Source organism: Streptococcus varani (assembly GCF_001375655.1).
In the GTDB taxonomy this organism is placed as follows: Bacteria; Bacillota; Bacilli; order Lactobacillales; family Streptococcaceae; genus Streptococcus; species Streptococcus varani.
The window spans coordinates 380,764-397,960 of the sequence record NZ_CTEN01000002.1 but is presented as its reverse complement, the minus strand read 5'-3'; the positions used below and the strand labels follow the sequence as shown (position 1 = coordinate 397,960).

Annotated in this window: 16 protein-coding genes; 14 read left to right on the top strand and 2 right to left on the bottom strand. The window is 40.0% G+C overall.

What is annotated here, in order from left to right; translation table 11 throughout:
- The first annotated feature begins 64 nt into the window (after window positions 1-64).
- The 13 genes from BN1356_RS05525 to BN1356_RS05465 all read left to right on the top strand — a co-directional run bounded on the left by BN1356_RS05525 (window position 65) and on the right by BN1356_RS05465 (window position 14,635).
- Window positions 65-1,684 (top strand): C69 family dipeptidase, encoded by a 1,620-nt coding sequence (locus BN1356_RS05525; RefSeq protein ID WP_093650401.1) that lies wholly within the window; start codon window positions 65-67, stop codon window positions 1,682-1,684.
- Between the two features lie 481 nt (window positions 1,685-2,165).
- On the top strand, window positions 2,166-2,612 hold the full coding sequence (locus BN1356_RS05520; protein WP_093650400.1) for a GNAT family N-acetyltransferase: 447 nt from the start codon (window positions 2,166-2,168) through the stop codon (window positions 2,610-2,612).
- A gap of 169 nt (window positions 2,613-2,781) precedes the next feature.
- Window positions 2,782-3,765, top strand: a complete 984-nt coding sequence (locus tag BN1356_RS05515) for a LacI family DNA-binding transcriptional regulator (protein WP_093650399.1) — start codon at window positions 2,782-2,784, stop codon at window positions 3,763-3,765.
- Window positions 3,758-4,669, top strand: a complete 912-nt coding sequence (rbsK, locus tag BN1356_RS05510) for a ribokinase (protein ID WP_093650398.1) — start codon at window positions 3,758-3,760, stop codon at window positions 4,667-4,669. The genes BN1356_RS05515 and rbsK overlap by 8 nt, the downstream gene beginning before the upstream one ends.
- Window positions 4,644-5,042, top strand: a complete 399-nt coding sequence (rbsD, locus tag BN1356_RS05505) for a D-ribose pyranase (protein ID WP_093650397.1) — start codon at window positions 4,644-4,646, stop codon at window positions 5,040-5,042. The genes rbsK and rbsD overlap by 26 nt, the downstream gene beginning before the upstream one ends.
- 14 nt (window positions 5,043-5,056) lie before the next feature.
- Window positions 5,057-6,535 (top strand): sugar ABC transporter ATP-binding protein, encoded by a 1,479-nt coding sequence (locus tag BN1356_RS05500; RefSeq protein ID WP_093650396.1) that lies wholly within the window; start codon window positions 5,057-5,059, stop codon window positions 6,533-6,535.
- 1 nt (window position 6,536) lies between these two features.
- Window positions 6,537-7,484, top strand: coding sequence for an ABC transporter permease subunit (locus BN1356_RS05495; RefSeq protein WP_093650395.1), 948 nt, complete (start codon window positions 6,537-6,539; stop codon window positions 7,482-7,484).
- 31 nt (window positions 7,485-7,515) lie between these two features.
- Window positions 7,516-8,481, top strand: a complete 966-nt coding sequence (locus BN1356_RS05490; protein ID WP_093650394.1) for a substrate-binding domain-containing protein — start codon at window positions 7,516-7,518, stop codon at window positions 8,479-8,481.
- Between the two features lie 425 nt (window positions 8,482-8,906).
- A complete protein-coding gene (locus tag BN1356_RS05485; protein ID WP_093650393.1) occupies window positions 8,907-10,181 on the top strand; it encodes an erythromycin esterase family protein in 1,275 nt (424 codons plus the stop codon).
- Between the two features lie 33 nt (window positions 10,182-10,214).
- Window positions 10,215-10,967 carry an ABC transporter ATP-binding protein gene (locus BN1356_RS05480; RefSeq protein ID WP_093650392.1) on the top strand — a complete coding sequence of 251 codons (753 nt, stop codon included), beginning with the start codon at window positions 10,215-10,217 and terminating at the stop codon, window positions 10,965-10,967.
- A gap of 2 nt (window positions 10,968-10,969) precedes the next feature.
- Window positions 10,970-12,982, top strand: coding sequence for an ABC transporter permease (locus tag BN1356_RS05475; RefSeq protein ID WP_093650391.1), 2,013 nt, complete (start codon window positions 10,970-10,972; stop codon window positions 12,980-12,982).
- Between the two features lie 43 nt (window positions 12,983-13,025).
- The gene (locus tag BN1356_RS05470) at window positions 13,026-13,691 is read left to right on the top strand and encodes a response regulator transcription factor (RefSeq protein WP_093650390.1); all 666 of its coding nucleotides are present in this window, start codon (window positions 13,026-13,028) and stop codon (window positions 13,689-13,691) included.
- The gene (locus BN1356_RS05465) at window positions 13,688-14,635 is read left to right on the top strand and encodes a sensor histidine kinase (RefSeq protein WP_093650389.1); all 948 of its coding nucleotides are present in this window, start codon (window positions 13,688-13,690) and stop codon (window positions 14,633-14,635) included. The genes BN1356_RS05470 and BN1356_RS05465 overlap by 4 nt, the downstream gene beginning before the upstream one ends.
- 54 nt (window positions 14,636-14,689) lie before the next feature.
- Here the strand turns inward: BN1356_RS05465 and BN1356_RS05460 are convergent, their stop codons facing one another.
- Together BN1356_RS05460 and queA are read right to left on the bottom strand one after the other, a co-directional pair.
- Window positions 14,690-15,163, bottom strand: a complete 474-nt coding sequence (locus BN1356_RS05460; protein WP_093650388.1) for an arginine repressor — start codon at window positions 15,161-15,163, stop codon at window positions 14,690-14,692.
- An 11-nt stretch (window positions 15,164-15,174) separates the two neighbouring features.
- Window positions 15,175-16,203, bottom strand: coding sequence for a tRNA preQ1(34) S-adenosylmethionine ribosyltransferase-isomerase QueA (gene queA / locus BN1356_RS05455; protein ID WP_093650387.1), 1,029 nt, complete (start codon window positions 16,201-16,203; stop codon window positions 15,175-15,177).
- A gap of 285 nt (window positions 16,204-16,488) precedes the next feature.
- On the opposite strand from queA, the gene nagB reads away from it, so the two are divergent.
- Entirely contained in the window at window positions 16,489-17,190 is a 702-nt protein-coding gene (nagB, locus tag BN1356_RS05445) for a glucosamine-6-phosphate deaminase (RefSeq protein WP_093650385.1), read from the top strand.
- The last annotated feature ends 7 nt before the right edge of the window (window positions 17,191-17,197 follow it).

The window sequence follows — 17,197 nt, the reverse complement described above, 5'->3', positions numbered from 1 at the left end:
AGCATACTCAGGCTGTTTTGGGCTCATTTTTATGCTATCATTTCTTTTTATGAGGAGGATTTCTATGAGAAAAAAATGTTTAGCGCTCTTCTTAATCATCTGCACTAGTCTCTTTATTTTACAACCAACTGTCTTAGCTTGTACCGGTTTTATCATAGGAAAAGACTTGACAGAAGATGGTTCTTGGCTTTACGGACGTACAGAAGACTTGGAACCAAACCACAATAAGACATTTGTTGTCTATCCTCGGACAGATAACCCAGCTGGGTCAACTTGGAAGGATCAATCAAATGGCTTTGAATATCCGTTACCTGCTACTTCCAACAAATATACTGCAGTTCCAGATGTGACACCTGAATATGGTGTCTTCGATGAGGCTGGTTTTAATGAGTATGGTCTATCCATTTCAGCCACTGTATCCGCAACTGCCAATGACAAGATTTTAGCAGTAGATCCTTATGTTGAAAATGGTCTTGCAGAGTCATCCATGGCCAGCATCGTTCTACAAAATACCAAGACAGCTAAAGAAGGAGTCGAATTACTGGCAAAAATTGTCACCGAAAAAGGTTCTGCAGAGGGCAATATCGTTGTTCTTGCTGATAAAGAAGGCATCTGGTATATGGAAATTTTGTCTGGTCACCAATATGTGGCCATCAAATTCCCTAGTGATAAATTTGCTGTCTTTCCAAATACTTTCTATCTAGGTCATGTTGATTTTGCGGATAAAAATAATGTTGTGGCATCATCTGCTGTTGTTGATATAGCGAAAAAAGCTGAAAGCTATAAGGAAGTGGATGGTAGCTTCCATATCGCTCAATCCTATAATCCTCCTATGTCAGATGCAAACCGTTCACGCTCTTTCTCAGGGATCAAGGCCCTCAATCCAGATGCTAAGATTACTTATGAAGACCAATACTACGAATTATTGCAAACCAGCAGCAAGAAATATACTGTCAAAGATGCCATGGATTTGCAACGCAATCGTTTTGAAGGAATGGATTTAAAACCTTTGGACCAAATGGAATTGGATGGGAAAGGTAAACCAGATGGTAAAAAAGCTGTGGATGGATATGCTTACCCCATTTCAAACCCAAATGTGATGGAAGCTCATATCTTCCAACTCAAGGATAAGCTACCAAAAGAATTTGGTGGAGGAGTCATGTGGTTAGCAGTAGGTAGTCCACGGAATGCTCCATATCTTCCTTACTATGGCAATATCACAGATACCTACAAAGCCTACAAGGATAAAAGTAGTGACTACAGCCCAGATTCTTGGTATTGGGTTATTTCCCATATCAATGATATGGTCGCTCAGCATCCTCAAGAATTTGGCAATGAAGTTATTGACGAAATCAAGATGTTAGAGGCGGATTGGATAAGCCAACAAGATGCAGTGGATCAGGCAATGCTGACCTTATTTGAAACAGATCCACAAAAGGCTAGCCAAAAAGCTACTGAAGATAGTATGAAACGGGCTGAAGAAACCTTTACTCGCCTCAAAGAAATTGAAAAATCTTTAGAAGAAAGAGTAGAAACTCTACCAAAAGAAAATAAAGACAGTAATGAAACAGAAAAGACGACTTCCTCTACTAATAATCTGCTTATTGTTGGGATAGGGGTAGTGGTTGTCGTCGGTGTAGCAGGTCTGATTTATTTCCAAAAGAAATCAAAGGAAAATAAATAGATCCAGTTTATCCTATTTATTTTGCAATCCAGTAGGAATGAGTTCCTTGCCTAGAGTGTCCTACCCACTCTAGGCTTTGTGCTTTAGTCATTTGAATGAACGTTGATACATCGTCATTTTCTACTTGGGAGTAGGACAGAACGCGACAATTGCAAAAATAGTTCCCCTCATGTTCAATTTTTAGGTTCGGGCTCAAAAAGCCTCTTCCCAGGCTCTTTCACTCCCAACCCCCGCAAGCCTAGTAGCTCTAATAGTCTGGGAGACTGTTAGAGTGTGGAAACAGAGCTGACAAGGTCAGCGTCAATGTCCAAGCTTTAAAAAAGCGAAGGAATCTCCACTAGGCTACTGCGTCTTGAACATATACCGAGCATTATTAAAGAGGTTTGTACTTTTTGCCCAGCCTCCTGCGTCTCAATTCCTAGTCTAAAAGTTCATTCATTCGACTATATAATGGAATCAAAAAAGAAAAAAGGTGATTAAAATGGAGTGGATAATTAAGAAATTTCAAGAATTGGACCTAGAGGAGCTCTATGCTCTGTTAGCAGCTCGTACGGCTGTCTTTGTGGTGGAACAAGAATGTCCCTATCTAGAAGTTGATAACAATGACCAGGTTTGCTATCACTTGCTAGGACAAGAGAATGGCGAATTAGTAGCCTATGCCCGCATCCTTCCAGCTGGCGTTACCTTTCCTCAAGCATCCATCGGGCGTGTTTTGGTGGTGAACTCTCACCGTGGTCAAGGCCTGGCTCAACAGTTGATGGCAAGAGCAATTGCCTTTCTAGTAGAAGAGTTAGGAGAAAAAAGCATCCAAATTTCTGGACAAAGTTACCTAGAAGACTTTTACAGATCATTCGGCTTTCAGCCTGTGTCAGACATGTATCTGGAGGATGGGATTCCGCATAAGGATATGTTGTTAGAGATGGAATAGAACTGTAAAGCAGCTTAAATTTATTTTATTAACAGGAAAAAATCAGTACTGGTAGGCTTCTTACCAATGCTCATTTTTTCTTTTTTTATTTCAAAAAAATGCTTGACAAGTAAAAAGAAAACGATTACAATATGAATTGTGAGAACGGTCCCACAATAGGAGAAAGAGTTTGGTTACAATAAAACAAGTTGCAGAAGAAGCAGGTGTTTCAAAATCTACAGTATCGCGATATATCTCTGAAAAAGGATATGTTAGTGATGAGGCTCGTGAAAAAATTAAGGCTTCTATCCAAAAACTACATTACAGTCCGAACATGATTGCCCAATCCTTAAAAACAAAAAAAAATCAACTGGTTGGTCTCTTGTTGCCAGATATTTCCAATCCATTCTTTCCAAGACTGGCTAGGGGTGCTGAGGAGTATTTAAAGGAAAAAGGCTATCGCATCATGCTGGGGAATTTCTCAGATAGCCAATCTTTGGAAGAAGATTATTTAAAGGTCTTATTACAAAGCAATGCAGCGGGTATTATCACAACTCATGATTTTACCAAAACGCATCCAGAGATTACCATTCCGGTAGTGGTTGTTGACCGGGTGGATAAAGAGACGAAATATGGTGTTTTTTCGGATAATAAGGCTGGTGGGAAACTTTCAGCAGAAACCATTATAAAATCTGGTGGGAAGAACATTCTTTTGATTAAAGGACCGCTGGATAATGCAGAAAATATTGGGCAGCGTTTTGAGGCTAGCTATCATTATTTAAAAGATAAGGAAGTCACTGTAAAGATCTGCACAAGTCAAAGTTTTGACTTTGAGAAGATTCAGCAAGAAGCAAGAACGGCTTTACAAGAGCAAAAAAATATAGATAGTATCATTGCTCCATCGGATATTCATGCCATTGCGTTTATGCATGAGCTTCACTCTCAAGGGAAAAAAATCCCTGAAGATGTGCAGGTCATAGGGTATGATGATATTCTCATGAGTCAGTTAACCTACCCATCTCTATCCACCATTCATCAGTCTTCCTATCAGATGGGCTACAAGGCTGCTGAATTGATTTATAAGATTGCCAATCAATTACCGATTGAAAAAAATCGGATCAAACTTCCTGTCCATTATGTTGACAGAGAAACGATAAGGAGGAAACATGAGTAAAATTGTGATTATTGGAAGTATTTCCATGGACTTGGTGATGGAAACCAGTCGAATTGCTCAAGAGGGAGAAACGGTATTTGGAGATCGTTTTTCGATGGTACCGGGTGGAAAAGGCGCCAACCAAGCGGTTGCAGTGGGGCGTTTGGCCAGCAAAGAGGATCACATTACCATGCTGGGTGCTGTTGGTCAAGACTCCTATGGACCAATCCTATTGCAGAATTTAGAAGAGAATGGTGTTTCTACAGCATTTGTGGGAACGGTACCACAATCTAGCGGCGTTGCTCAGATTACTATTTTTAATCAAGACAATCGAATTATCTATTGTCCTGGTGCCAATGGCACGGTTGATACGGACAAGTGGGACAAGGAGTGGGAAGGGATAGCAGCAGCTGACTTGGTTATCTTGCAGAATGAGATTCCTCATGAGCCCAATCTAGCCATTGCTCAGTTTTGTTCAGAAAAAGGCGTGAAAGTTCTCTATAATCCTGGGCCAGCTCGTTCTACAGATAAGGAAATGATTGACTTTGTTCACTATCTTACTCCAAATGAGCATGAGTGTCAGGAGATCTTTGGACAAGATAATCTGGAACAACTATTAAAACAGTATCCCAATAAACTGATTTGTACCCTTGGGGCAAAAGGCTCGGTTTTCTTTGATGGAACCACTATTCAAGAAATTCCTGCAATTCCAGCCAAGGTTGTGGATACGACTGGAGCAGGAGATACCTTTAATGGCGCTCTTGGTTTGGCTCTAACCAAAAAAATGCCTTTAGAAGAAGCCTTGAAATTTGCCAGCCTAGCCTCACATCTGTCAGTAGAAAAATTTGGTGCCCAAGGCGGCATGCCAAGATTAGAAGAAATGAAGGAGCATCCAGCTTATGAAGAAAAATGGAATCTTAAATAGCAATATTGCTAAATTGGTCGATGACCTAGGACATACCGATCAGGTTTGTATCGGCGATCTAGGTTTACCCGTTCCAAGTCAGGTTGAAAAGATTGACCTAGCCTTGATTCCTGGTAAACCCAATTTTCAAGAAGTCATTGATATGTACTTGGAGAATGTCGTGGTTGAAAAAGTGATATTGGCGGAAGAAATCAAAACGGTTAATCCAGATCAACTTGAAAAACTCTTGAGCAAATTAGATAAAAATGTAACCGTTGAGTTTATCAGTCATGAAGAATTAAAAGAATGCAACCATCAGGTTAAGGCTGTTATTCGAACTGGAGAAAACACCCCATATTCTAATGTGATTCTCCAGTCAGGTGTCACCATATAGAAAGGAAACACTATATGCGTATTGAAATGCGGGATATTTCCAAGGCTTTCGGCAGTAATCAAGTTTTAGAAAAAATTGATTTGGTGATCGAATCTGGTCAAGTTCATGCCCTGATGGGCGAAAATGGTGCTGGAAAATCAACCTTGATGAATATCTTGACAGGACTCTTTCCTGCAACGACCGGGACTATTTATATTGATGGTCAGGAGGTTGCTTTTGCCAATCCCCAACTGGCAGAAGAAGCTGGACTAAGCTTTATTCATCAAGAAATGAATACCTGGCCTGAGATGACCGTTCTGGAAAATTTGTTCTTAGGACGGGAATTGAAAACATCCTTTGGCTTCCTAGATCAGAAGGCGATGAAGACAAAAGCTGAGGCCGTTTTTAAACGATTGGGCATCAGCATTCCCTTAGACACAGTGATTGGACAACTATCCGTTGGACAGCAGCAAATGATTGAAATTGCCAAAAGTCTTTTATCGGAAATTTCGATTCTGATTATGGATGAGCCGACAGCAGCTTTGACGGATCGTGAGACAGAAACTCTCTTTGAGATCATTGCCAGTCTGAAACAACAGGGAGTTGGGATCGTCTATATTTCCCATCGAATGGAAGAAATCTTTAAAATCACCAATCTGGTCACAGTCATGCGTGACGGGATTGTAGTAGACACCCAACCGACTGCCCAAACAAATCCGCAAGAACTGGTCAAGAAAATGGTTGGACGGGAGCTGTCTGATTACTATCCTGAAAAAAATGCTAGGATAGGTGAGGTGGCTTTTGAGGTTGAAAAGTTGACAGGTGAGGGTTTTGAAGAGGCTTCTTTCTACGTGAGAGAAGGAGAAATCTTAGGTTTCTCTGGGCTGATGGGCTCTGGCCGTACCGAACTGATGCGTGCTATTTTTGGCTTAAACAAAAAAACGAGTGGCACTATAAAAATAGCGAGTAACGAAGTTCAGATTACCTCTCCATCACAAGCCATTCAACAAGGCATTGGTTTTTTGACCGAAGATCGCAAGGAAGAAGGCTTGATTTTAGACTTTTCTATTAAGGACAATATGACCTTGCCTAGCACCAAAGATTTTAGCAAGAATGTTTTTTTTGATGAGAAGACCAGCGAGGCATTTGTCCTCAAATTGATTGAACGCTTGCGGGTGAAATCAGGAACTCCTCAATTGGCGGTTAACAAATTATCAGGTGGGAATCAACAAAAGGTTGTTTTGGCCAAATGGATTGGAATTGCACCCAAGATATTGATTCTGGATGAACCTACTCGGGGAGTGGATGTCGGAGCCAAACGGGAAATTTATCAGTTGATGAATGAATTGGCTGAACGGGGTGTCCCAATTATCATGGTATCTTCTGACTTACCAGAGGTACTTGGTGTGAGTGACCGCATCATGGTCATGCATGAAGGTCGCATCATGGGAGAATTGAAGAAAGCTGAAGCTACTCAAGAAAAAGTGATGGAATTAGCTACAGGGGGACATTAAGGTGAAGAATGTAATGAAATATATGTCAGAGCTAACAACTCTGATTGCTCTGATTGGTTTAATGGTGGTCATCACTATGATCAATCCAAACTTTTTAACCACCAATAATCTATTGAATTTGTTGCTACAAGTAACAGCCAACGGATTTATTGCTTTTGGGATGACATTTGTTATCCTCACAGGTGGGATTGACTTATCCGTCGGATCTATCTTGGCACTGTCAAGTGCCTTGACAGCCGGTTTGATTGCTGCTGGTGTACCTGTTCCATTTGCCATTGTCCTAGCCATTTGCTTAGGTGGTATTTTTGGGATGTTAAATGGACTATTGGTTGCATTTGGGAAGTTGGCTCCCTTTATTGTCACTCTAGCTTCTATGACGATTTTCCGTGGGGCGACTCTTGTCTTTACCAACGGAAATCCTCTAACACAAGGCTTGGGAGATAGCTTCTTATTCCAATTTTTAGGTCAAGGTTATATTGTTGGCATACCTTTTCCAGTTATCCTCATGTTCCTTGTCTTCTTGATTCTCTATCTCTTGCTCCACAAAACAGCATTTGGTAAATCCGTTTATGCTCTAGGTGGCAACGAAAAAGCAGCCTACATTTCGGGCGTTAAATTGAACAAGGTCAAAATAATCATCTACACAATCTCTGGTATCATGGCTTCCATTTCCGGCTTGATTATCACATCGCGTCTTAGCTCAGCACAACCAACAGCTGGAGCGAGTTATGAGATGGATGCCATTGCAGCAGTAGTACTAGGTGGAACCTCACTGTCTGGTGGGAAAGGCCGCATCTTAGGAACCTTGATTGGTGCCTTGATTATCGGTGTTTTAAATAATGGTTTAAATATTATTGGTTTATCCGCGTTTTGGCAGCAAGTCGTAAAGGGAGGTGTGATTTTAATTGCTGTCCTATTGGATCGCTTTAAAGTAGCGAAATCTTCATAAAATATCATTTATCTAAAAAGGAGTTTTAACAATGAAACTTGGAAAAAAATTTGGCTTTATCGCTTTACTCATGTCCTTTATTTTTGTACTAGGTGCTTGTGGTCAAACAGGTCTTGGCAATAATAAATCAACTTCAACAGAAGTTACTAAAAAAGATGCGAAAGATCTCAACATTGGTGTATCACTTTCTACCACAAACAACCCTTATTTCGTAGCAATGAAAGACGGTCTGGAAAAATCTGCATCCACTCAAGGTCTGACATTAAAACTATCAGATGCTCAAGATGATGCAGCCCGTCAAGCGAATGATGTTCAAAATTTTATTAGCCAAAAAGTGGATGCTATCTTGATTAACCCAGTTGACTCAGATGCCATTGTTCCTGTTATCAAAGATGCCAATGCTGCAAACATCCCGGTTATCTTGATTGACCGTGGCAGCAATGGTGGTGAAGTATTGACAACTGTTGCATCAGACAACGTTGAAGCTGGTAAAATGGCTGCAGAATTTGCTGTCAAAGAACTTGGCGAAAAGGCCAAAGCATTTGAATTATCAGGTGTCCCAGGGGCTTCCGCAACTGTAGACCGTGGTAAAGGCTTCAATGATATCGCTAAAGCTAAATTATCTGTTCTTTCTAGTCAATCAGCTAATTTTGACCGCGCACAAGCCCTTAACACGACTCAAAACATGATTCAAGCAAATAAAGATGTTCAAGTCATCTTTGCTCAAAATGATGAAATGGCATTGGGTGCAGCCCAAGCTGTTAAATCAGCTGGTTTGACCAATGTAATGATTATCGGTATTGATGGCCAACCAGATGCGCATAAAGCCATCAAAGCTGGAGAAATGACAGCCACTATTGCACAACAACCTGCTAAAATGGGCGAAATCGCTCTTCAAGCAGCCATCGACCACTACCAAGGTAAAACAGTTGAAAAACAAACTGTATCACCAATCTATTTGGTAAATAAAGACAATGCAGACCAATATGAGTGGTAATTCTTAAAATCCATTCGGGAAGAGAGCACGAAACCTGAGATTTTCAATAGGAGAATCTCAGGTTTTTTCTTACAAAACTGTAAGGCGACAGGATTTCTCTGTAAGTTTCAAGCCTTCTTTTTTCGCTATACTAAGACTGTAAATAAACAAGTTATTTTGTAGTAAAAAAGGGAGGATGTTATGAGAACAATCAGGAGTTTCATTTCTATAATAGTTTTAGTTGTCATTGCAATCACTAGTCTCTTCATTTATTTCCTTTCAAGGATCTTTTCAAAAGGAGGTTTTGGTCATGTCAAATCTTGATTTCTATTCTTTCTTAACCATCTTAAGTCTAATAATCATTGGACTGATTAGTCTTTCAGTCTGGTATTGGTCAGGCAGAAGACCTATTAAACACATGAATCGTATTTAGATAGGGGAAAACAATGAAAGTTTTAAAGAAAATAGTGAAATGGTTCTTAGTTCTGATTGTTGGCGCTATATCTATTCTTGTTATTTCGGATGCAGTTTGGGTTTATGGGACGCCAGCTCTAGCTCAAGAGGAAATCTTAGAAGTGGATCATGTAGCACAGAGTGTTTCAGAAATAGATATTTCCAACGATGTAAAAATTATTGGACTTGGAGAAGCCAGTCATGGGAATGTAGAATTTCAAGAGTTGAAATTAACCGTTTTGAAAAAACTAGTTGAAAAAGAAAATGTCCGTTCTTTTGCCTTGGAAACTGATTTTTCAGGAGGACTCATTGTTAATAAATATGTACATGGTGGCGATGGGAATGCTAAGGATATGGTGAAATATCTATCTTTTGACATTTATCAAACCAAGCAAATGCAAGATTTAATTGATTGGATGAGAGAGTATAATTTAGGTAAAATGCCATCCGAACAACTTTCTTTCTATGGGTTTGATATGCAAAATCCAGAAAAAGGAGTTGATTTGGTTTTGGACTATTGCAAAAACCAGAACTTATTGAACGAAGAAAACCTTCAAGTTGTATTAAATCCAATTAAAAATCTCTCAAGAGGTCTTTCTATTGAAGATAGTAAAGTAGCATTTGAGACATTGAAGAAAATCCAGTCTAGGATTAACGTTGCTCCAAAAACAGCTGAGGCTCAACTTGTTTCTCAGGTAATTAGCAATATGTTCCATGCCCTTGAATACTATCAGAATCCTGGGAATGATTATATAGCTGTCAATAATGCGCGTGATGCTTATATGACTGAAAATGTAAGTTGGATTAAGGCCTTCGAAGAGGAAAGGGGCAATGGTCGGATTTTAATTGCAGGTCATAATGGTCATATAGCTTATCAAGATAGATTCTTTACTACAATGGGAAGTCGATTACACCAACAATATTCAAAGGGATACTATGTTATTGGCAGTGACTATTTCTATACGACTGTCAATATTAATTCTAATTCAGGCAGAAGCAATCAATCCTTCAACTCGGCAGATCCACTAGCTGCACAAGCCAAGAGATTTGGTGGCTCGTACTATCTGGATTTTAAAAAGATTAAGGAAGGTGGAGAAATTTTTAATCTTATTTCTAAACCTGTGTCTATGGGAAGTTTAGGAGAGACTTATTCTTTCTTGATGCACTTTTATCCTCCGAGTCATCGCATTCAAGGAAGACCACAGGACTATTATGATGCTATGATATTTGTTTACCAGGCTACTCCCATACAACCTTTTGTAAAATAAAACTTTAAGATATAATATATTTAGGAGAACATCATGTTATTAGAAATCAAACACTTAGAAAAAGTTTACCGCACTCGTTTTTCAAAAGAAGTCACACAAGCCCTGCAGGATGTCGATTTCAAGGTTGACAAGGGGGAATTCATTGCCATCATGGGTGAGTCTGGGTCTGGTAAAACCAGTCTCCTCAATATCCTAGCTACCTTGGATAAACCCAGTAATGGCTCAGTCATTTTGGATGGTAAGGATATTACGAAAATCAAGGAGAGTGAGTTGGCTAGCTTTCGCTTAAGAAACCTCGGCTTTGTTTTTCAAGACTTTAACCTCCTGGATACCTTGACGGTTCGTGATAATATTTTCTTGCCATTGGTACTCGATCGCAAGAACTATAAGGAAATGGAAAGTCGTCTGATAGGTGTGGCTGAAAAACTGCGGATTGATAACTTGTTGAACAAGCGTCCCTTTGAATTGTCAGGCGGTCAAAAGCAACGTGTGGCCATTGCTCGTAGTTTGATTACCAATCCACAAATCCTCTTGGCGGATGAACCAACCGCAGCCCTGGACTATCGTAATTCAGAAGACCTTCTCAATCTCTTTGAGGATATCAATCTAGACGGTCAAACTATCCTTATGGTGACCCATTCAGCCAATGCTGCTAGCCATGCCAAACGAGTCCTCTTCATCAAGGATGGACGGATTTTCCATCAGATCTACCGTGGCAATAAATCCAATTCCGAATTTAGCAAGGAAATTTCCCTCAGTATGTCTGCCTTGTTAGGAGGTGAATAAGCATGTTTTACCTCAAACTAGCCATTAATAACCTCAAGCAGTCCTTTCAGCACTTTGCCCCATTTTTCCTAGTCTCTATCACAACCTTCATATTTACCTCTATTACCCTGCTGATTCTGGCCAGTCCAACAGTCAAAAGTATGGGGACAGGAGTTGTTGCCCTTGAATTAGCTATTGTCGTTCTCGTTATTTTGTCAGCTATTCTTTGTCTATATAGTTTTAATTTTCTCTTGCGGCAACGCAATCAAGAATTTGGGCTCTATAATATTTTAGGTATGAACAAGAAACAGATTATTTGGCTATCTACCCTTGAATTGGGCATAGTCTATTTTCTAACAGTAGTTCTGGGATCCATTCTCAGTGCCATTTTCTCCAAGCTTTTTTATCTGATTTTTGTACATTTGATTAACTATGATCAACTACATTTTTCCGTATCTCCAGTTGCTTTTGTCATTTCGATCTCAGTTTTTGCTGGTATTTTCCTGTTCTTAGAAGTAGTAAATGTCATCAAAATTTCTCGGACATCTGCTCTCAATCTTTTTGGCAATCAAAGTCAAGGTGAAAGAGAACCGCGCGGGAATATTTTTCTTGCTCTTATCGGGGTTTCTGCTCTTGCATTTGGTTATTATCTATCCCTTACAGCTGGCGAAGTGAGTGCACTTGTAGGGATTACACGCTTTTTCCAAGCTATTCTAGCGGTTATCCTAGGAACTTATCTCTTCTTTATTAGTTTTATCAGCTGGTATTTGAAGGCACGACGTAAGAACAAAGGTCATTTTTACAAGCCAGAAAATTTTATTACCGTTTCACAGATGATTTTTCGCATGAAGCAAAATGCTGCTGGTTTGGCGAATATTACACTATTAGCCATCATGGCTTTTGTCACCATTTTTTCGACAGTTGCTCTTTATACCAGCACAGAAAATCTGGTTAAGATGTCTTTTCCAAAGACCGATAAGGTGGAGATTCAGTCCATAAACAATCGTCAAGAAGCTGAATCCATCATGGAAAATCAAATTTATTCTCCTTTAAAAAATGCTGGTGTTGAGGCTCACGACCAATTTTCGACTTACATGAATCTTAGTTTTACAATCCTTTACAACCAGGAAGATAATCTGATTGTGGATGAAAGAGCAACAAACGGTTATCGGGATTTGGCTTCTATTAATCAAGCAGGTATTATGGAGGTCATGAGTCAAGAAGATTTTCGTAAGCTTGGTAACGATCTGCCTCAGTTAGAGAAAGGTCAAGTAGCCTTTGCTAGTTACGATGCTTCAAAAAGTATTAAACCATTTAAAACCCTGACCTGGTTCGGTCAATCGTATGAGAATGTCTATCAGATCAAATCTCTCAAGAACATGCTCCTAATGAATAGCGCTATCCCAGCAGGTGTCCTTGTCGTTTCAGATGATGCTACCATGGAAAGCATGCGTGTTCCTTATGACCAAGTTTCCCGCTTTGATTACAACTATAATTATATAGCTTTTGCCGATTTATCAAAAGAAGAGCGGCTTGTTCTCCAGGATACCTCAGAAAACCGCAACAATTACTTGCCCTATTATGAAGAAGACGGTACAGTTGCCCTCTATGAAAGTCAAGACAACTACCGTAAAGAAAGTTTGCAGATGACAGGTGGTTTCCTCTTTACTGGTTTCTTGCTAGGAATTGCTTTCTTACTAGGAGCAGCTCTCATTATTTACTACAAACAAATTTCAGAAGGAAGCCAAGATAAACGCTCCTATCGGATCTTACAAGAAGTGGGAATGAGCTTCAATCAGGTGAAGAAAACCATCAATTCTCAAATCATTTTAGTTTTCTTCTTGCCACTTGGTATTGCAATCATACACTTTTTAATGGCTCTTCCGATTTTGAAAAAATTACTCCTCTTCTTTGGAGTTCAAGGAGATCAATTCATTTATTCGGTGAGCGCAGTAACAGTGCTTGGTATCTTATTGATTTATTTCTTGATTTACAAGTTGACCAGCAGAAGCTATTACAAAATGATTGAAAGGTAAGTAGAAGTGGCGAATTTTCGTCACTTTTTGCTATAATGGAACTATGAACAAACAAGGAAAAATTTTCATCATTGAGGATGATAAGACCATTGTCGACTTGCTGAAAGGCCATCTAGCTCAGAACTACGATGTTACTGGTGTGTCTAATTTTCGCGATGTAAAAAGCGAGGTCTTGGCCGCCAAACCTGACCTCATTCTCATGGATATTACTTTGCCTTATTTTAATGGATTCTATTGGATGACAGAAATACGCAAATATTTGACCATACCTATTATCTTCATTTCTTCTAGCGATGCTGAAATGGATGCTGTTATGGCTCTCAATATGGGTGGGGATGATTTCATCTCCAAGCCCTTCTCATTGACTATTTTGGATGCTAAAATTGCCGCCTTCTTACGACGAAGTCACCAATTTTCTCAGGATGATTTTCAGCTGGATATCTTTAGCCTTACCCGTGACGGTTTGCTGTCAAATGGCCGAGAAGAAATTACCCTGACACCGACAGAAAATAAGATACTGACCATTCTCTTTTCTCATCTAAACCAAGTAGTGTCTAAGGATGAGTTACTGGAGAAACTCTGGGAGAATGAGAGTTTTATTGACCAAAATACCCTCAGTGTTAATATGACGAGACTCCGTAAGAAGGTCTTACCAATCGGTTTTGACCGCATTCATACAGTGAGAGGAGTGGGATACTTACTCAAATGATTGCAAAATTTTTAAAAGAATATAGCAAGTGGTACCTGCTTTATGCTAGCATGACTGGCCTCTACCTCCTGACTTTTTTCCTCTATCATTTACCAATAACTTTCTTCCTAACGAGCTTTTCGTTTAACCTAACTCTTTTATTCGGCATCAGCATCTGGTTATTCTTGGGTTTTAGAAAAAAAATGAAAACCTTAGAGACATTTCTTTCTGTCGAAGAGTTGGCTGACTTTACCTTGCCCTCAGAAGAGTCTTATCGGGATTTGATTCTTGCAATAAAATCCAGCCAGTCTCAGAGATTGCTGGATGCTAAACATCAACATCAAGGCTTGCAAGATTTGATCAAAATGTGGTCTCATCAGATGAAAGTTCCCCTATCAGCCTTATCTCTTATGGCTCAAACAGATCAATTAGACAAACAAGAAGTCCGCCAACAGTTACTAAGATTGGAAAAATACCTGGATACTCTCCTCAACTATCTCAAATTTTCTGGGAATAAAGATGACTTTCGTTTTGAAATCTGTTCTAGCAGAGAAATTATCATGGATCTGATTAAGAAGTACCGGGTTTCCTTTCTAGCCAAGAATCTTTCGGTGAATATTGAGGGGGATTGGCAGCTCAAATCCGATAAGAAATGGTTGAGTTTTGCACTCTCTCAAGTCTTGGACAATGCGATCAAGTATTCGAAAGATGGTGGTCAAATTGCTGTAAAAATGGATGAAAAAGGTATCACCATTTTGGATACAGGTATGGGCATTTTGTCTGAGGACCTTCCTAGACTCTTTGAGGAAGGTTTTACGGGCTTTAATGGACATGAACATAAGAAAGCAACTGGCCTGGGTCTATATATGACCAAACAGGTTTTAGATCGCCTGGCTTTATCCATTGCTATCGAGAGTCAGGTGGAAATTGGCACTCAGGTTTTTATCGGTAAACAAAAAGTTTGAGATAGAAACCGTGATAATCAAAAAGGAGTTTGAGACAATTTTGTCTCAGACTCCTTATCTTTTACTGAAAAAGAATGGGGGTGTGTATTGTTTGAGTGTTTCAAAACAGTCTAGGGCAGCCTCTCTATCTTCACAGATAATGAGACACACGTCATCACCACAGACCGTTGCGACGACATTGGGAATTTCCATGGCATCTAAGATGGAACCAAAGGATTGGGCTAAGCCCGGTAAACTTTTTAAAACAACCTGATGCTGGACTGGTTTAAGCATGACCAGTGCATCCTCCATGTAGAAGCGCAGACGCTTTTCCCAACGAGAAGGAGCTATGCTGTTGATAACATAGTATGCTGAGCCGGATTCGCTAATCTTAACCAAATTGAGCAGTTTAATATCTCGCGATAGAGTAGACTGGGTAACTTGAACTCCATTGAGCTCCAGCATATCTTGCAGTTCTTGCTGGGTATGGATTTTATTCTCCATAATGAGAGAACGAATGAGTTGGTGTCGGCTGTCGATTTTATTCATAGAAACCTCTATTAAGAAAGAAACATGGCATCGCCAAAGCTGAAGAAGCGGTATTTTTCATGAACGGCATGGCGGTAGGCTTCCAAGACAAAGTCTTTTCCAGCGAAAGCGGAGACCAGCATGACTAGAGTTGATTTTGGAAGATGAAAGTTGGTGGAAAAAGCATCCACTACTTTGAACTGGTAACCTGGCTTGATAAAGATAGAAGTCCAGCCAGAATCTGCTACAAGTTTCCCATCAAATTTGTTGCCGATTGTTTCTAGGGTTCGGATAGATGTCGTACCGACAGCCACCACACGACCACCATTTTCCTTGACCTGATTTAAGGTATCGGCACCTTCTTGACTGAGTTGATAGTATTCGGAGTGCATCTCATGTTCATCAAGATTGTCAACAGATACCGGTCTAAACGTTCCTAGACCAACATGAAGAGTCAGGTAAACTAACTTTACACCCTTGGCTTCAATTTGTTCCAAAAGTTCCTTGGTAAAATGAAGACCGGCGGTTGGCGCTGCGGCTGACCCATTTTCTTTGGCATAGACAGTTTGGTAGCGATCGCGATCCTTCAATTTTTCATGGATATATGGGGGTAGAGGCATTTCGCCCAAACTTTCTAAAACCTCCAGAAAAATCCCATCATAGCTAAATTCGACGATCCGTCCACCGTGCTCCAATTCTTCAAGCACAGTAGCCATGAGGCGACCATCTCCAAAAGAAATTTGTGCCCCTACTCGAAGGCGTTTAGCAGGTTTAGCAAGGACTTCCCACTGGTCAGCTTGGGTATTTTTCAAAAGAAGTAGTTCCACGTGACCATGGGTTTCTGGTTTCTCACCGTATAGGCGAGCAGGAAGGACACGCGTGTTGTTCATGACGAGAGCATCACCAGGCTGAAGTTGGTCCAAAATGCTATCAAAATGACTATCGGTCATGCTTTTATTTTTCCGGTCTAGAATCAATAGACGGGAAGAATCGCGCACTTCTAAGGGAGTCTGAGCAATGAGCTCGTCAGGTAATTCAAAATCAAAATCGTTGGTATTCATAGCTATCCTTAGTTAGAAAAAATAATAGTAAAAAGGTAAATCAGTAGGGCAAAAGGACTGGCCATAAGAAGGCCTCCGATGATCGTTAGCGTCAGTTTGAGACCAGGATGACTGCGGAGAAAAAAGGCAAATAAGCAGAGGAACAGTCCGATAAAAAATAAAATGAGTACGTGAGTTAGCATGTCCATATTATATCATACTTTATCTAAAAATTTTGGAGATAAAAGTTGACAAAAATTGGTATATACCATATAATGGTTATAACCACTTATAAAGGAGCTAAGTATGAAAATTATTAAAGTAGAAGATTCCCTTGAGGGCGGAAAAGTTGCCTTCGATCTCTTGTTTGAAAAGCTTGCTGCTGGAGCTAAAACCTTAGGTCTAGCAACTGGAAGTACACCCATTACTCTCTACCAAGAAATCGTTAAAAGTGATTTGGATTTCTCAGATATGATCAGCATAAACTTGGATGAATATGTTGGCTTGCCAGTAGACAATGACCAGAGTTATGACTACTTTATGCGGGAGCACCTCTTTAATGCCAAACCATTCAATCAGAACTTTTTACCAAATGGTTTAGCTGAGGATTTGGATGCAGAAGTGAAACGCTATGATGCAGTCATTGAAAACCATCCCATCGATGTGCAAGTTTTGGGCATTGGTCGCAACGGTCATATTGGTTTTAATGAACCAGGAACTTCTTTTGATATCACTACTCACCTTGTGGATTTGGCTCAGGATACGATTGAAGCCAATAGCCGTTTCTTTGACAGTATCGAAGATGTGCCTAAGCAAGCCATTTCTATGGGGATTGCCTCCATCATGAAGTCTAAAACCATTTTACTCTTGGCCTTTGGCGAGGGGAAAGCGGATGCTCTGGCACAGATGGTTAATGGACCTGTAACGGAAAATTTACCAGCAAGTATCCTTCAAAACCATCCAGATGTGATTGTTATTGCTGACCAAGCTGCAGCTTCAAAACTATAATTGTATC

Bases quoted from the DNA above. Each gene is read 5' to 3' on its own strand.
- BN1356_RS05525 (WP_093650401.1), top strand. From the start codon at position 65: ATGAGAAAAAAATGTTTAGCGCTCTTCTTAATCATCTGCACTAGTCTC.
- BN1356_RS05520 (WP_093650400.1), top strand. From the start codon at position 2,166: ATGGAGTGGATAATTAAGAAATTTCAAGAATTGGACCTAGAGGAGCTC.
- rbsK (WP_093650398.1), top strand. From the start codon at position 3,758: ATGAGTAAAATTGTGATTATTGGAAGTATTTCCATGGACTTGGTGATG.
- rbsD (WP_093650397.1), top strand. From the start codon at position 4,644: ATGAAGAAAAATGGAATCTTAAATAGCAATATTGCTAAATTGGTCGAT.
- BN1356_RS05500 (WP_093650396.1), top strand. From the start codon at position 5,057: ATGCGTATTGAAATGCGGGATATTTCCAAGGCTTTCGGCAGTAATCAA.
- BN1356_RS05490 (WP_093650394.1), top strand. From the start codon at position 7,516: ATGAAACTTGGAAAAAAATTTGGCTTTATCGCTTTACTCATGTCCTTT.
- BN1356_RS05485 (WP_093650393.1), top strand. From the start codon at position 8,907: ATGAAAGTTTTAAAGAAAATAGTGAAATGGTTCTTAGTTCTGATTGTT.
- BN1356_RS05480 (WP_093650392.1), top strand. From the start codon at position 10,215: ATGTTATTAGAAATCAAACACTTAGAAAAAGTTTACCGCACTCGTTTT.
- BN1356_RS05475 (WP_093650391.1), top strand. From the start codon at position 10,970: ATGTTTTACCTCAAACTAGCCATTAATAACCTCAAGCAGTCCTTTCAG.
- BN1356_RS05470 (WP_093650390.1), top strand. From the start codon at position 13,026: ATGAACAAACAAGGAAAAATTTTCATCATTGAGGATGATAAGACCATT.
- BN1356_RS05465 (WP_093650389.1), top strand. From the start codon at position 13,688: ATGATTGCAAAATTTTTAAAAGAATATAGCAAGTGGTACCTGCTTTAT.
- BN1356_RS05460 (WP_093650388.1), bottom strand. From the start codon at position 15,163: ATGAATAAAATCGACAGCCGACACCAACTCATTCGTTCTCTCATTATG.
- queA (WP_093650387.1), bottom strand. From the start codon at position 16,203: ATGAATACCAACGATTTTGATTTTGAATTACCTGACGAGCTCATTGCT.
- nagB (WP_093650385.1), top strand. From the start codon at position 16,489: ATGAAAATTATTAAAGTAGAAGATTCCCTTGAGGGCGGAAAAGTTGCC.